This window comes from Acidovorax sp. LjRoot194 (assembly GCF_964253015.1).
Taxonomy (GTDB): Bacteria; Pseudomonadota; Gammaproteobacteria; order Burkholderiales; family Burkholderiaceae_C; genus Acidovorax.
Window position 1 is genome coordinate 3,286,524 of sequence record NZ_CAXUQB020000001.1, and the last position, 13,650, is coordinate 3,300,173.

Sequence of the window (13,650 nt, forward strand, 5' to 3'; positions counted from 1 at the left end):
GGCCTTTCTTGCACCAAAGAAAAACCACCGAGGCTAAACACGCGGCCGTTGCGATTGCGGACAGTTGCGCAGCAGTGGCGCGCCACGGCGCAGCAATCGCATGGCAGCCCGGTACAGCGACCGTGTCATGGCTCTGCATCAGCTCTGCTACGCAATCCATAGCACCCGGCGCACATAGGGAAAGCGATAGGCCCGCCTCGATCCCCAAGGCGCCCCCAAGTCACCCACGCGACGACACAGCGCCGCCCGCCGGGTCTACAGTGCCTGCCCATGAACACACCGCCCTTCACCTGCTTTTCGCTCAGCATCGACAGCCACGTCGCCCACCTGGTGCTGAACCGCCCCGAGGCCATGAACACCATGCACCCCACCTTCTGGCGCGAGCTCGATGAGGTGCTGGCCCAGCTGAACAAATCAGGCGAGGCGCGGGCGCTGGTCATCAGCAGCACCGGCAAGCACTTCAGCGCGGGCATGGCGCTGGAGACCTTCGGCGGCGCCATCACCATGGACGACCAGAGCCCCGAAGGCCGCGCCGCCATCTTCGATCTGCTTACCGACATGCAGGCCACCTTCAGCCGCATCGAGAGCCTGCGTATCCCCGTCATCATGGCCATCCAGGGCGGCTGCATCGGGGGCGCGGTGGACATGGTCACGGCGGCCTGCGTGCGCTATGCCACGGCCGACGCCTTCTTCTGCATCCAGGAAATCAACATCGGCATGGTGGCCGACGTAGGCACGCTGCAGCGCCTGCCCAAGCTCATCCCGCTGGGCGTGGTCAAGGAGCTGGCCTACACCGGCCGCCGCCTGAGCGCCGCCAAGGCCCTGGGCCACGGGCTGGTCAACGAGGTGTTCGACACCCACGAGGCCATGGTCGCCGCCGCACTGCAGTGCGCGCAGGAGATCGCCACCAAGCCCCCCGTCGCCATCTGGGGCACCAAGCAGGCCGTGAACTACGCCCGCGACCACAGCGTGGAAGACAGCCTGCGCCAGATGGGCTGGCTGCAAGGCGCCATCTGGAGCAACCAGCACGTGCGCGAGTCCGTCACGGCCATGAAGCAAAAGCGTGCGGGCGACTTCCCGGCGCTAACGCCGCTGATCCGGTTCAGCGAACAGGGGTAATGGCGCGGGCAGTGGGCAGCCGCTGGGCTGCCGTAGTGGCCGGCTGCTTCGCCAATTCTGCGGGTCCACAGCTTGGGAACACTCACCCCACCCGTTCGGGCTGAGCCCGTCGAAGCCTGGGCGCACCCTCCGAAGCGCCGCCCTACCCCGGCCATTCAATCACTATCGATTTCATAGCTACCAGCGTCCACCCATCAAGCGGTAGCAGTCATTTTTAACCCCAAAACCGCTACCAAGGGCTATCATGTGCCGACCCGGGGCAGGCCGCGCCCCGCAGCGAGGACGCCACCATGACCGTGCCCAGCCTACCCCTGCCCACCTACGACGATGTGGCCGCCGCCGCGCAGCGGCTCGCAGGCGTCGCGCACCACACGCCGGTGATGCGCTGCACGGCCATCGACCAGCGCCTGGGCGCCAAGCTGTTCTTCAAGTGCGAGAACCTGCAGCGCACCGGCGCCTTCAAGTTCCGCGGCGCGTACAACGCGCTGGCCCAGTTCAGCGATGCGCAGCGCGAGGGCGGCGTGCTCACCTTCTCGGCCGGCAATCACGCGCAGGCCATCGCACTGTCGGCCCGGCTGCTCGACATGCCCGCCCTCATCGTCATGCCCGAAGACGCTGCCACCTCCAAGATGGCCGCCACGCGCGACCACGGCGCCCAGGTCGTCACCTACAACCGCCACACCGAAGACCGCGAGGCCATCAGCCGCCAACTCGCGCGCGAGCGCGGCATGACGCTGGTGCCGCCGTTCGACCACCCGCACGTCATCGCGGGCCAGGGCACCGCCGCGCTGGAGCTGCTGCAGGAGGTGCCCGACCTCGACTACCTCTTCGTCTGCCTCGGCGGCGGCGGGCTGCTCTCGGGCAGCCTGCTGGCCGCGCAGGCGCTGGCGCCGCAGTGCAAGGTCATCGGCGTCGAGCCCGCCACCGCCAACGACGCCCAGCAGTCGCTGCGCGCCGGGCACATCGTGACCATCGACCTCCCGCAAACCATCGCCGACGGGGCGCAGACACAGTCACTGGGCGCGCTGACCTTCCCCATCATCCGTGACCATGTCGAAGACATCATCACCGTGAGCGACGCGCAGTTGATCGAAGCGCTGCGTTTTTTCGCCGCGCGCATGAAGCTCACCGTCGAGCCCACTGGCGCCCTCGCCTTCGCGGGCGTGCAGGCCTTCTCCGGCGAGGACGACGGCGCCAAGCTGCTGCACGGCGAGCGCGTGGGCGTCATCGTGAGCGGCGGCAACGTGGACCTGGCGCGGTACTCGCGGTTTCTGGCGGACTGAGCGGGCCGCGCGCCGGGGCCTGTGGCTTTGTACGGCTCTGTACGGCTCTGTACGGCTGTGCACGTCGCTGCAGCTTTGCCATCACACGCCCTGGCCCCCCGCAGGGGCGCCCCCGCCGCTCGGGTTTCCCGGCCCCGCGGCGAATGGAGGTGAAAATACACCCACCGCCATTCATTCATTTCCCAGCACACCCGAGGCCGCGCCATGAGCACCGCTAGCAACAACAACGTCACCGTCATCACCCACCCCCTGGTCCAGCACAAGCTCACGCTCATGCGCCGCAAGGACGCCAGCACCAACAGCTTTCGCCGCCTGCTGGGCGAGCTGTCCACGCTGATGGCCTACGAGGTCACGCGCGACATGCCGCTGCAGGACTTCGAGATCGAAACCCCGCTGGAGACGATGACCGGCAAGGTCATCGACGGCAAGAAGCTGGTGCTGGTGTCCATCCTGCGCGCGGGCAACGGCTTTCTGGACGGCATGCTCAACGTGGTGCCCGGCGCCCGCGTGGGCCACATCGGCCTGTACCGCGACCCGGCCACGCTGCAGCCCGTGGAGTACTACTTCAAGATGCCGTCCGAGATGCAAGAGCGCGACATCATCGTCGTCGACCCCATGCTGGCCACCGGCAACTCGGCCGCCGCGTGCGTGGACCGCCTGAAGAAGCTCAACCCCCGCTCCATCAAGTTCGTCTGCCTGCTGGCCGCCCCCGAAGGCGTGGCCACGCTGCAGAAGGCCCACCCCGACGTGCCGATCTTCACCGCCGCCATCGACCGCGAGCTGAACGACCACGGCTACATCCTGCCGGGCCTGGGCGATGCGGGCGACCGGATCTTTGGCACCAAGTAGGCGCCACGGGCACCCGTAAAAAAGCCTCGCAACAGCGAGGCTTTGTACGTGGCGGAAGACGGCTCAAAGGCGGTCGGGTCAGCAAATAGCGCCAGGCAACTGCTGCATGCACTCGGTTGAAGACGCATTGCTCCTCCCAGGTGCCTTGGCCACGGCCGCTGGGGAGTTGGCGGGCACGCCCGCCAGAGCGGTATCCCCTTTTTGCAGCTGTCTGTCGAACACCAGCGTTTCGCCAAACACCATCTCGATCCACGTGGGGTACGTGTAGGCCGTGCCGCGGTTGTGGTCCACGACAGCGCCGATCACGCCACCCAGGATGATGTTGCCGGCCAGAGCGCCATTGGGACGGGAAACCAGGGACCCGTTGGCGGCGTCCTCGCCGGGCTGCGTGCACACGATCGTCATGTCTTTGGACGAGCGGCGCAGGGCCTGCATCGTGCCCGACTTGAAGGTGGTGGAGCCGTAATCGTTGGTGGCCACGCACTCGGCGCCCACCACGACGGTGCCGCCCTTTTGTTTGGTGTCTACGCGCACTCCGTGCGTGGTGTCGTTCATGACCGATGCACACCCTACCAGCGACAGGGCAGCCGCTGCTGCGAGCAAAGCTTTCACAAGAAATCCCTCTTCGTTTTATAGACCCGCTGCTTGCGGGCGGCGAATTGTAACTAGAAGAACACACCCCAAAAGGGTGCCTCGGTCGCATTCGGAACATTACCGACTTTTGGCTTTTGATTCAGCACAACACGTCGTGTGGCGTTGCCTGTCGCACATAAAAGTGCATCGGCACGCACCACGGAAGAGCCCCTGCCCAGCGCGCGGCCGCCCGCCCTGTGATGGCTCGCTTGGCAAGCGAACATCGTGCGCTGCGCTACGCCTTGGGGGAGGACCCCGTGGCCGGGCACGGCGCTCCGCCGGTTGCAGGCCACTGCAACGTCGTGCATGCTTATTGCTTGGAGCCAAGTTCACTGCCCTATTGCACCCAACCCAAGAAAGCGTTGCCATGACCACTCGCCGCATCTTCACCGGACGCCTGCTCTGCACCTCCATGGCCCTCTCGGCCGCCCTGGGCCTGGCGCCTTCGATGGCCGGGGCCCAGGCCAAGCTCAAGGTCGCGGCGATCTACACGGTGCCTTACGAGCAGCAGTGGGTGAGCCGCATCCACAAGGCGCTGAAGGCCGCCGAGGCGCGGGGCGAGATCGAATACAAGTCGAGCGAGAACGTCACCAACGCCGACTACGAGCGCGTGATGCGCGAGTACGCCACGGGCGGCAACCAGCTCATCGTGGGCGAGGCCTTTGCGGTGGAGGCCGCCGCCCGTAAGGTGGCCAAGGACTTCCCCAAGACGTCTTTCCTGCTGGGCTCGTCCGGCAAGCCGCAGGCGCCCAACTTCAGCGTGTTCGACAACTACATCCAGGAGCCCGCCTACCTGTCGGGCATGGTCGCGGGCGGCATGACCAAGACGAACAAGATCGGCATGGTGGGCGGCTTTCCCATCCCCGAGGTGAACCGCCTGATGCACGCCTTCATGGCCGGTGCGAAGGAGACCAACCCCAAGGTCGAGTTCACCGTGAGCTTCATCAACAGCTGGTTCGACCCGCCGAAGGCCAAGGAAGCGACGTTTGCCATGATCGACAAGGGCGCCGACGTGCTCTATGCCGAACGCTTCGGCGTGTCCGACGCGGCCAAGGAAAAGGGCAAGCTCGCCATCGGCAACGTGATCAACACGCAGGACAAGTACCCCGACACCGTGGTGGCATCGGCCCTGTGGCACATGGAGCCCAGCATCGACCGCGCGCTCAAGCTGGTCAAGGAAGGCAAGTTCACGCCCGAGGACTACGGCCCGTTTTCGATGATGAAGCACAAGGGCTCTGAACTCGCGCCGCTGGGCACGTTCGAGAAGAAGGTGCCCGCTGACATCGTGGCCAAGGTCAAGGCGCGGGAGGCCGAGATCCTGGCCGGCAAGTTCACCGTGAAGGTGGACGACAGCCAGCCCAAGTCCACGGCGAAGTAATCGAAGTAATGCCGTCGGCGTTGCATTGATGGGCGCGGCCAGCGGTGCAGCGCCCGTGACGGTGGTGGACCACCCGCCACCGTCACCCACCGGCCGTGCACACACCGTTGCCGTCAATGGCGCCGGGCCGCCCTCCACTGTGTTGCCGGCACCGCACCGCATCGCACTTGCGCTAGGCTGCGGCACCTCTGCCCTCTTCAGGACCTGACCATGCCCCCATCCAGCAGCAGCACCACCACTTCCACCCATCTTCGCACCACCCTCGCCCGGCACGGGCTGCGCCTGCTGGCGGCGGCCACCCTGGCCGCGGCGGTGGCAGGCTGCAGCACAGCACCCACTCGTTCATCGGGGGCTGCGGTGGTGCAGCTCGATGCCACACCGCGCATCGCCGTCATCTCGGCCTTCGAGCCCGAACTCACCGTGCTGCTGCCCCAGGTGCAGCAAGCCGCCAAGCACCGCATCAACGGTGTGGAGTTCACCACCGGCACCCTGTCGGGCCAGCCCGTGGTGGTGTTTCTGTCGGGCATCAGCATGACCAACGCGGCCATGAACACCCAGCTGGCGCTGGACCGCTTCAACGTGAGCCACATCGTGTTCAGCGGCATCGCGGGCGGTGTGAACCCGGGCCTGCACATCGGCGACGTGACGGTGCCTGCCCAGTGGGGCCAGTACATGGAATGGCTTATGGCCCGCGAAGACAAACCCGGCCAGTACAGCGCCCCCGCCTGGATGAAAAGCGAGCTGACCCTGCCCGCCTTCGGCATGATGCACCCGCGCCCGGTGGAGGTACGCAGCGCCGCGAAGCCCGCCCTGACCAAGCAGTTCTGGTTTGCCGCCGACCCCCGCATGCTGGCCGTAGCGCGCAGCCTGGGCACCAGCGTCGCGCTGGACCATTGCCACGCCGACAAGTGCCTGAAGGATCGCCCCCGCATGGTGGTCGGCGGCAACGGCGTGTCGGGCCAGGCCTTCGTCGACAACAAGGCGTTCCGCGAATACGCGTTCAAGACCTTCGATGCCAACGTGCTGGACATGGAAACCGCCGCCACCGCCATGGTCGCGCACAGCAACGGCGTGCCCTACATCGCCTTCCGCTCACTGAGCGACCTGGCCGGCGGGGGTGATGGCGAGAACGAGATGGACACCTTCATGCACCTGGCCGCGGCCAACTCGGCCAAGGTGCTGCAGGCGTTTCTGGCCAGCTGGAAGTGACACCATGAACCCGCAGCGGGCGCTGGCCGCATGGAGCCCCTCTCCCCCCGCGGGAGAGGGGTTGGGGAGAGGGGGCGCGTGCGACCGGCGCTGCGCTGGTGCGGAGGCCGCCCCCCCTCTCCCCGGCCCTCTCCCGCGAGGGGAGAGGGAGTGGCGCGCATTGAACAGGCATTGCAAATAACGCACTCCATCGCACACACCATGCCCGACGCCGTCCTGCACCTGAAGAACATCACCAAGCGCTTTGGCAAGCTGGTTGCCAACGACGGCATCAGCCTGACGCTGCAGCGCGGCGAGGTGCTGGCGCTGCTGGGCGAGAACGGGGCGGGCAAGTCCACGCTGATGTCCATCCTGTTCGGGCACTACGTGGCCGACGAAGGGCATATCGAAGTGTTCGGCAAGCCCTTGCCGCCGGGCCAGCCGCGCGCGTCGCTCGGTGCGGGCATCGGCATGGTGCACCAGCACTTCACGCTGGCCGACAACCTCACGGTGCTGGACAACGTGCTGCTGGGCACCGAGCCGCTGTGGCAGCCGTTCTCGCGGCGCACAGCGGCGCGGGCCAGGCTGCTGGCGGTATCGCAGCAGTTCGGGCTGCCGGTGCAGCCCGATGCGCGGGTGGGCAGCCTGTCGGTGGGCGAGCGCCAGCGGGTGGAGATCTTGAAGGCGCTGTACCGCGGCGCGCGCATCCTGATCCTGGACGAGCCCACGGCGGTGCTCACGCCGCAGGAGAGCGAGGCGCTGTTCGACACGCTGGCCCAGATGGTGGCGCAGGGCCTGTCGATCATTTTCATCAGCCACAAGCTCGCCGAGGTGCTGCGCGTGTCGCACCGCGTGGCCGTGCTGCGCCAAGGCAAGCTGGTGGCCGAGGCGCCAGCGCAAGGCACCACGCAGGGCCAGCTTGCGCAATGGATGGTGGGGCATGCCGTGGAGGCCGCCGAACGCCGCCCCGCACGCCAGGTGGGCGCACCGGTGTGCGTGCTCGACCGCGTCAGCACCGCGCCCACCGGGCGCGACCGGCTGCGGGACGTGTCGCTCACCTTGCATGCGGGCGAGATCGTCGCCATTGCCGGCGTGTCGGGCAACGGGCAGGTGGCGCTGGCCGATGTGCTGTGCGGCGTGCGCGCCGTGGCGCAAGGCCATGTCACGCTGCTGGGCACACCCCTGCGCGCCCAGCCCGCGTGGCTGGTGGCCCAGGGCGTGGCCCGCATCCCGGAAGACCGGCACGCGGTGGGCGTGGTGGGCGACCTGCCGGTGTGGGAGAACGCGGTGTCCGAGCGCCTGCGCAGCCGCTGGTTCGCGCAGCCCTGGTTCAAGGGCCTGTGGGTCAAGCGCGGTGCAGCGCGTGCGCATGCCGAGCACCTGGCCCGCACCTTCGACGTGCGCGGCGGCGGGCCCGATGCCCCTGCCCGCGCGCTGTCGGGCGGCAACATGCAAAAGCTCATCCTGGGCCGCGCCCTGCTTCCGCCGCAGGATGCCACCGACAGCGCAGCCGCCCCGCGGCTCATCGTGGCGCACCAGCCCACCTGGGGCCTGGACATCGGCGCAGTGATGTTCGTGCAGCAGCAGCTCATCAACGCGCGCGACGGCGGCGCGGCGGTGCTGCTGATCTCGGACGACCTGGATGAAGTGCTGGCGCTGGGGGACCGCGTGGCAGTGATGCACGAAGGGCACCTGGGCGAGGCACGGCCTGCCGAGGGCTGGACACGCGAGGCCATCGGCTTGGCGATGGCGGGGGTGATATGAAGCTCCCCCTGAGTCGCTTCGCGCCTCGGTGCCGGCGCCCGAGGCACCGGCTCTTCGAGGCCGTCCAAGCCTGCGCAGGCAGGCTTGGAGCCGCGGCCCTCAGCCCCTCTCCTTCGGGAGGGGGGCGCACCCGGTGGCCTGGCGAAGCCCGTTCCACGGGTGCACTGGTTATGGCCACGCCCGTTTCGCGGGCTGCAGACAACGGACAACGATGAGACTCGAAAAACGCAACCACACCTCCCCGGTCGCCTACATCCTGGCACCGGCAGGCGCCGTGGTGTTCACCCTGCTCATCAGCGCGCTGCTCGTGCTATGGGCCGGGGCGCCGGTGGGGCAGACCTATGCACTGCTGCTGCAGGGCGCCTTCGGCTCGGTGTTTGCGCTGACCGAAACGCTCACGCGCGCCACGCCGCTGATCCTGACGGGGCTGGCAGCCGCCGTGGCCTTTCGGGCGCGGTTGTTCAACATCGGGGCCGAGGGGCAGTTGTACGCGGGCGCGCTGGCCGCCGTGGCGGTGGGTGGGATGCACGGCGGCACGGGGCTGGAATGGTCGCCCTGGCTGCTCTTCCCGCTGATGATGCTGGCAGCTGCGCTGGCCGGGGCGCTGCTGCTGCTGGGCCCGGCGCTGATGAAGGCGCGGCTGGGAGTGGACGAGGTCGTCACCACGCTGCTGCTCAACTTCATCATGCTGCTGCTGGTGTCGGCACTGCTCGACGGCCCGATGAAGGACCCGCTCTCGATGGGCTGGCCGCAGAGCGTGGCGTTGCAGGGCGAGCTGGAGCTGTCGCGCCTGGTGCCGCAGACGCGGCTGCACACGGGGCTGCTATGGGCCGTGTCGCTGGCGGTGATGCTGTGGGCGCTGCTGGCGCGCACGGTGCCAGGGTTCGACATTCGCGCGGCGGGCGCCAATGCGCGGGCTGCGGCGTTTGCGGGCGTGCCCATCACGCGCACCGTGGTGCTGGTGGCGCTGCTGTCGGGTGGCCTGGCGGGGCTGGCGGGGGCCATCGAGGTGGCGGGCCGCACGGGCTATGTGACGCTCGACATGTCGCCGGGCTACGGGTACAGCGGCATCGTGATCGCGATGCTGGCAGGGCTGCACCCGCTGGGCGTGGTGGCGGCGGGCGTGTTCGTGGCGGGCGTGCTGGTGGGGGCCGACAGCATGAGCCGCGCGGTGGGCGTGCCCACCTACATTGCGGACGTGATCGTGGCCACGTCGCTGATCGCGGTGCTGGTGGCAGGGCTGCTCACGCAGTACCGGGTGCGCTGGAAGTGAACCCGCCATGCACCCAAAATTCAAACAAAAAATGCCTCTACCGCTTGTCTATCAAGCGCTAGCAGCTATTAATTTGATAGTGACAGCCTGGAGCGCCGCCGCATGACCGAGTTGCTCGATATCCTCGCCAACCCGGCCTTCTGGATCGCCACCCTGCGCGTGGCGACGCCGCTCATCCTGGGCACGCTGGGGGTGCTGCTGTGCGAGCGCGCGGGGGTGCTGAACCTGGGCATCGAGGGGATCATGGTGGCGGGGGCCTTCACGGGCTGGCTGACCGTGTATGCCGGGCACGGCCTGTGGACGGGGGTGATGGTGGCGGCGCTCACGGGTGCGGTGTTCGGGCTGCTGCATGCGTGGCTGACGGTGGGCCTGGCGCTGTCGCAGCATGTGTCGGGCCTCGGCATCACGCTGCTGGCCACGGCACTGTCGTACTACGGCTACCGCGTGAGCTTCCCCAAGGTGAACACGCCGCCCACCATCGAGCCGTTCGCGCCCATGGAGTGGCTGGGCATACCCATCCTGTCGGCGCAAACGCCGCTCACGCTGCTGGCGCTGGTGCTGGTGCCGCTGCTGGCCTGGGTGCTGATGCGCACCCCGCTGGGCCTGGCGGTGCGCATGGTGGGCGAGAACCCGCAGGCGGCCGAGGGCCAGGGCATTCCGGTGGCGGCCACGCGCACCGGGGCCATCGTGGCCGGCTCCGCACTGATGGGCGTGGCGGGCGCCTTCCTCACGCTGTCGGCGTTCAACGCGTTTTTCTTCAACATGGTGAACGGGCGCGGCTGGATCTGCGTGGCGCTGGTGGTGTTCGCCTCGTGGCGGCCGGGCAAGGCGCTGCTGGGCGCTTTGCTCTTTGCCTTATGCGATGCGCTGCAGTTGCGGCTGCAGCAGGCGGGCGATGCGTGGCTGCCGTACCAGGTGTATCTGATGCTGCCGTACCTGCTGTCCATCCTGGCGCTGGTGCTGGTGGCGCGCAAGGCCGCGTATCCTCAGGCCTTGCTGAAGCCCTACCGCAAAGGAGAACGCTGAATGCCCACGTTGCAAACCCTGCTCATGTTCGCCGCCGCCTCGCTGGCGCTGGCCGTGATCCCCGGCCCCACCATGCTGCTGGCGCTGGCCAACGGCATGGCCGGCGGCATGCGCCGTGCGGCCTGGGGCATGGCGGGCGCGGGGCTGGGTGCAGGCATCCTGATCGCCGTGGTGGCGGTGGGCCTCGGTTCGCTGCTCAATGCATCGGCCACGCTGTTCAACGCGGTGCGCATTGCCGGCGTGCTCTACCTGCTGTGGCTGGCCGTGCAACTGTGGCGCAGCCCACCGGTGGATGTGCAGGCCGCCGTGGCCCAGGTGCCAGGCCAGCAGACCGTGGGGCGGGCAGCGTTTGCGCGCAGTCTGGGCGTGGCGCTGTCCAACCCCAAGACGCTGCTGTTCTTCGCAGCCTTTTTGCCGCAGTTCGTGGACCCGGCCGAGCCGCAGGCGCTGCAGTACGCGGTGCTGGGCGCGCTCTTCGTAGGGCTCGACACGCTGGTCATGGTGGCTTACGCCGCCGCGGGCTGGCAGGCCGTGCGGTGGCTGTCGCAGCGCGGGCTGCGCTGGCTCAACCGCAGTTGCGCCGTGGGCATGGGTGTGCTTGCGGCACTGCTGGCAGGCTACCGGCGCCACGGCGCCTGAACCGTGGCGGACACCGTCGTCGCCACGCCGCGCCGCAGCCCGCTGGCCGCGGCCATCGCCGGCACCGCCCTGGGCATGGTGCTGGGCGGGCTCGGTTTGTGGGCCGTGCTGCACCGGCCTGCCGCGCCGCCTCCCCCGCCTGCCCTGCTGACGCTGGAGGACATGGGCCATCTGGTGTCGGTCAAGGTGCGGTATGCCAACGTCATCGAGTTCACGCAGCAGATCACGCAGGGCATTCCGTGGACGCAGTGGGAGCTGAAGCTGGGCGGCACGCAGGTGCTGCTGGTGGCCCGCGGCGACTGCCTGGTGGGCGCCGACATGCGCCAGGCCCGCTACGAAGCGGTGGACGCTGCAGCCCGCACCGCCGTGCTGCGGCTGCCTGTGCCCGCCACGCTGTCCGCCCGCGTGGACCACGGCCCGCGCGACCAGGGCGGCTCGTACTTCTACGCGGTGCAGGGCACGGGCATCGAGCCGCTGATCCCGGGCTCGGCCCACCGCACGCAGGCCATCGACACTGCCCTGCAGCGCGCGCAGCAGGATGTGGAGCGCACCTGCCAGGCCAGCAGCACCGTGGCCACCGCCAAGGAAAATGCCGAGGCGGTGCTCAAGCCCTTGTTCGCCGCCACGGGCTGGACGGTGCAGGTGCGCTGGCAGCCTTGAGTGAGCCTTGAGTGAGCCTTGACCCGAACCCTGTGCCATCGCCTCTGCGACAACCCTTCGATACCCATGCACAAACTCTTTCGGCCCGCACTGTGGACCATGGCCCTGATGCTTGCAGCCGCCGGCAACGCCCACGCACTGGGCATGGACTTGCCCTATGGCGCCTTTGCCGCAGAGCCCGATGTGGACTGGGTGCAGGCCTGCGGCGAATGGCCCGCCCCGCCCGGCAAGGATGGCAGCCGCAGGGGCATGTACCGCATCGTGCATGCCACGCGGTACGCCCAGTCGTTCCTGTACATCCAGTGGCTGCGCCGTGACGACACCGACTCCGCGCACGAGGTGAAGACCGTGGGCGTGGCGGCGCTGAACAACGACCACGCCTCCATTTCGCTCAGCCAGATGCGCTGCCAGGCCACGCCGCAGGGCATCCGCTTCACCGCGCGGGCCGAGTCGGGCCATGACGACAGCGTGTTTCGCATCACCATCGACGCAGGCCACCGGCCCGGCGCAATGCGCTACCGCACCACGCCCTTGCGCTGACGGCGCCATCCCGCCATGGATCTTTTGCAGCCGCCGCCCGCCCCGCCTGCCGCAGAGCTGCTGCCGCGCAGCCTGCTGGCCCGCTGGCAGCAAAGCACCACCGAGCCCGGCGCCACGGTGGTGCTGCCCGATGGCTGCTGCGACCTGATCCTGCATGTGGATGCGGCGGGCCGCCCTGCCTGGCAGGTATCGCCGCTGGCCGATGCCGCAGTCACCGTGCCCGGGGCCGCCCACGAGTTCTGGCGCGGCTACCGGCTGCGGCCGGGCACGGTGGTGCAGGCCCCGGCGCTGATCCGCGCTGCGCAGGCCATCTGGTCGCAGGCCGCGCGCAGGGCCTCGTGGAGCAGCCAGCAAGTGCACATCGACACCACCGTGGAGCAGCAGTTGCTCGACGCCATCGACGCGCACACGCACCTGGAGGCGCGCGTGGAGGAAGCCCTGCACACCCTGGCCCACACCGCCACCGTGGCGGCTGCGGCGCGGTCACTGGGGGTGTCGGAGCGCAGCCTGGAACGCCTCACCCGTGCCGCGACCCAGCAACCGCCCAGCTACTGGCGCGCCCTGGCCCGGGTGCGCCGCGCGGCGCAGGCGCTGGGCGGCGGCGAGGCGCTGGCCGGCATTGCGGCCGACCACGGCTATGCGGACCAGTCCCACCTCAGCCGCGACTGCCTGCGCTGGCTGGGGCAGTCGCCGTCAGCGCTGCGCCGCTCGCCCGGACTGCTGGCCACAGTGGCGCAGGCGGGCTATGGGTGAGTGCGCTTCCTGCGGATCGGCAGTGTGCGTTGCGTCCTCGGCCACCAACCTGGTTTACCCGGCGGTGGCGGGCGGCGGCGCCACGGGCGTGCACAGCTCCACCAGCGCATCGTTGATGTCGGCCACGTAGGCCACCGTCTGGCCCCACGGCATTTGCTCGGGCGCATGCACCAGACTCGCACCGGCGGCCACGGCGCGCTGCACGGCGGCAGCCACATCGGCAGTGGTGAACGCGATCTCGAAGCTGGGGGCCTGGGCGGTGGCGCGCTGCGGGTTCTTGCCCAGCTCGGTCATCAGGCGCAGTGACGAGAAAGCCAGCGCGGTCGCGCCGGTGTCCAGCTCGCCATAGTCGCCAGCCTCGTGCACGAACCGGCGCGTGAGGCCGAACGCGGCTTCGTAGAAGGCAATGGTCTGGGGAACGTCTTCGACGTAGAGGATGGTGTAGCCAAATTGCATGGGAGGGGGCCTTTTTCAGGTTCAGGAAAAGCGTGCAGCATAGGCGCGGGGCGAGCGGGTGTCTTGAAGAAATCCGACACGCGGCCCGA

General features: G+C 68.7%; 14 protein-coding genes. 12 read left to right on the forward strand and 2 right to left on the reverse strand.

The genetic code is table 11. The features are described 5' to 3' along the window. The first annotated feature begins 270 nt into the window (after nucleotides 1-270). The 3 genes from ACSQ3N_RS14760 (at nucleotide 271) to upp (ending at nucleotide 3,251) form a co-directional block, all read left to right on the forward strand. Nucleotides 271-1,119, forward strand: a complete 849-nt coding sequence (locus tag ACSQ3N_RS14760) for an enoyl-CoA hydratase-related protein (protein ID WP_436146666.1) — start codon at nucleotides 271-273, stop codon at nucleotides 1,117-1,119. 290 nt (nucleotides 1,120-1,409) lie between these two features. Next, a complete protein-coding gene (locus tag ACSQ3N_RS14765; protein ID WP_436146667.1) occupies nucleotides 1,410-2,402 on the forward strand; it encodes a threo-3-hydroxy-L-aspartate ammonia-lyase in 993 nt (330 codons plus the stop codon). A gap of 204 nt (nucleotides 2,403-2,606) precedes the next feature. After that, on the forward strand, nucleotides 2,607-3,251 hold the full coding sequence (gene upp, locus ACSQ3N_RS14770; RefSeq protein ID WP_056165581.1) for a uracil phosphoribosyltransferase: 645 nt from the start codon (nucleotides 2,607-2,609) through the stop codon (nucleotides 3,249-3,251). Between the two features lie 78 nt (nucleotides 3,252-3,329). Here upp and ACSQ3N_RS14775 read toward each other — a convergent pair whose 3' ends face one another. After that, nucleotides 3,330-3,863 carry a hypothetical protein gene (locus ACSQ3N_RS14775; RefSeq protein ID WP_396505197.1) on the reverse strand — a complete coding sequence of 178 codons (534 nt, stop codon included), beginning with the start codon at nucleotides 3,861-3,863 and terminating at the stop codon, nucleotides 3,330-3,332. 388 nt (nucleotides 3,864-4,251) lie between these two features. Between ACSQ3N_RS14775 and ACSQ3N_RS14780 the strand changes: the two genes are divergently transcribed. The 9 genes from ACSQ3N_RS14780 (at nucleotide 4,252) to ACSQ3N_RS14820 (ending at nucleotide 13,105) form a co-directional block, all read left to right on the forward strand. Next, entirely contained in the window at nucleotides 4,252-5,262 is a 1,011-nt protein-coding gene (locus ACSQ3N_RS14780) for a BMP family protein (RefSeq protein WP_436146668.1), read from the forward strand. Nucleotides 5,263-5,472: 210 nt separating this feature from the next. Continuing rightward, nucleotides 5,473-6,471: a 5'-methylthioadenosine/S-adenosylhomocysteine nucleosidase gene (locus ACSQ3N_RS14785; RefSeq protein WP_436146669.1), complete on the forward strand. Its 999-nt coding sequence runs from the start codon at nucleotides 5,473-5,475 to the stop codon at nucleotides 6,469-6,471. Nucleotides 6,472-6,672: 201 nt separating this feature from the next. Further along, on the forward strand, nucleotides 6,673-8,214 hold the full coding sequence (locus tag ACSQ3N_RS14790) for an ABC transporter ATP-binding protein (RefSeq protein WP_436146670.1): 1,542 nt from the start codon (nucleotides 6,673-6,675) through the stop codon (nucleotides 8,212-8,214). Nucleotides 8,215-8,425: 211 nt separating this feature from the next. Then, nucleotides 8,426-9,487, forward strand: a complete 1,062-nt coding sequence (locus ACSQ3N_RS14795) for an ABC transporter permease (RefSeq protein WP_056165574.1) — start codon at nucleotides 8,426-8,428, stop codon at nucleotides 9,485-9,487. Nucleotides 9,488-9,589: 102 nt separating this feature from the next. Then, nucleotides 9,590-10,513, forward strand: a complete 924-nt coding sequence (locus ACSQ3N_RS14800; RefSeq protein ID WP_436146671.1) for an ABC transporter permease — start codon at nucleotides 9,590-9,592, stop codon at nucleotides 10,511-10,513. Then, nucleotides 10,514-11,152 (forward strand): LysE family translocator, encoded by a 639-nt coding sequence (locus tag ACSQ3N_RS14805; RefSeq protein WP_436146672.1) that lies wholly within the window; start codon nucleotides 10,514-10,516, stop codon nucleotides 11,150-11,152. A 3-nt stretch (nucleotides 11,153-11,155) separates the two neighbouring features. Further along, a complete protein-coding gene (locus tag ACSQ3N_RS14810; RefSeq protein ID WP_235507309.1) occupies nucleotides 11,156-11,812 on the forward strand; it encodes a DUF4230 domain-containing protein in 657 nt (218 codons plus the stop codon). A 66-nt stretch (nucleotides 11,813-11,878) separates the two neighbouring features. Beyond that, a complete protein-coding gene (locus ACSQ3N_RS14815) occupies nucleotides 11,879-12,352 on the forward strand; it encodes a hypothetical protein (protein ID WP_056165568.1) in 474 nt (157 codons plus the stop codon). A gap of 15 nt (nucleotides 12,353-12,367) precedes the next feature. Beyond that, a complete protein-coding gene (locus ACSQ3N_RS14820; protein WP_436146673.1) occupies nucleotides 12,368-13,105 on the forward strand; it encodes a helix-turn-helix domain-containing protein in 738 nt (245 codons plus the stop codon). Nucleotides 13,106-13,159: 54 nt separating this feature from the next. On the opposite strand, the gene ACSQ3N_RS14825 is transcribed toward ACSQ3N_RS14820, so the two are convergent. Next, the gene (locus ACSQ3N_RS14825; RefSeq protein WP_436146674.1) at nucleotides 13,160-13,561 is read right to left on the reverse strand and encodes a VOC family protein; all 402 of its coding nucleotides are present in this window, start codon (nucleotides 13,559-13,561) and stop codon (nucleotides 13,160-13,162) included. Nucleotides 13,562-13,650: the final 89 nt, after the last annotated feature.

Bases quoted from the DNA above. Each gene is read 5' to 3' on its own strand.
- ACSQ3N_RS14805 (WP_436146672.1), top strand. From the start codon at position 10,514: ATGCCCACGTTGCAAACCCTGCTCATGTTCGCCGCCGCCTCGCTGGCG.
- ACSQ3N_RS14785 (WP_436146669.1), top strand. From the start codon at position 5,473: ATGCCCCCATCCAGCAGCAGCACCACCACTTCCACCCATCTTCGCACC.
- ACSQ3N_RS14765 (WP_436146667.1), top strand. From the start codon at position 1,410: ATGACCGTGCCCAGCCTACCCCTGCCCACCTACGACGATGTGGCCGCC.
- ACSQ3N_RS14820 (WP_436146673.1), top strand. From the start codon at position 12,368: ATGGATCTTTTGCAGCCGCCGCCCGCCCCGCCTGCCGCAGAGCTGCTG.
- ACSQ3N_RS14780 (WP_436146668.1), top strand. From the start codon at position 4,252: ATGACCACTCGCCGCATCTTCACCGGACGCCTGCTCTGCACCTCCATG.
- ACSQ3N_RS14790 (WP_436146670.1), top strand. From the start codon at position 6,673: ATGCCCGACGCCGTCCTGCACCTGAAGAACATCACCAAGCGCTTTGGC.
- ACSQ3N_RS14795 (WP_056165574.1), top strand. From the start codon at position 8,426: ATGAGACTCGAAAAACGCAACCACACCTCCCCGGTCGCCTACATCCTG.
- ACSQ3N_RS14815 (WP_056165568.1), top strand. From the start codon at position 11,879: ATGCACAAACTCTTTCGGCCCGCACTGTGGACCATGGCCCTGATGCTT.
- ACSQ3N_RS14760 (WP_436146666.1), top strand. From the start codon at position 271: ATGAACACACCGCCCTTCACCTGCTTTTCGCTCAGCATCGACAGCCAC.
- upp (WP_056165581.1), top strand. From the start codon at position 2,607: ATGAGCACCGCTAGCAACAACAACGTCACCGTCATCACCCACCCCCTG.
- ACSQ3N_RS14800 (WP_436146671.1), top strand. From the start codon at position 9,590: ATGACCGAGTTGCTCGATATCCTCGCCAACCCGGCCTTCTGGATCGCC.
- ACSQ3N_RS14825 (WP_436146674.1), bottom strand. From the start codon at position 13,561: ATGCAATTTGGCTACACCATCCTCTACGTCGAAGACGTTCCCCAGACC.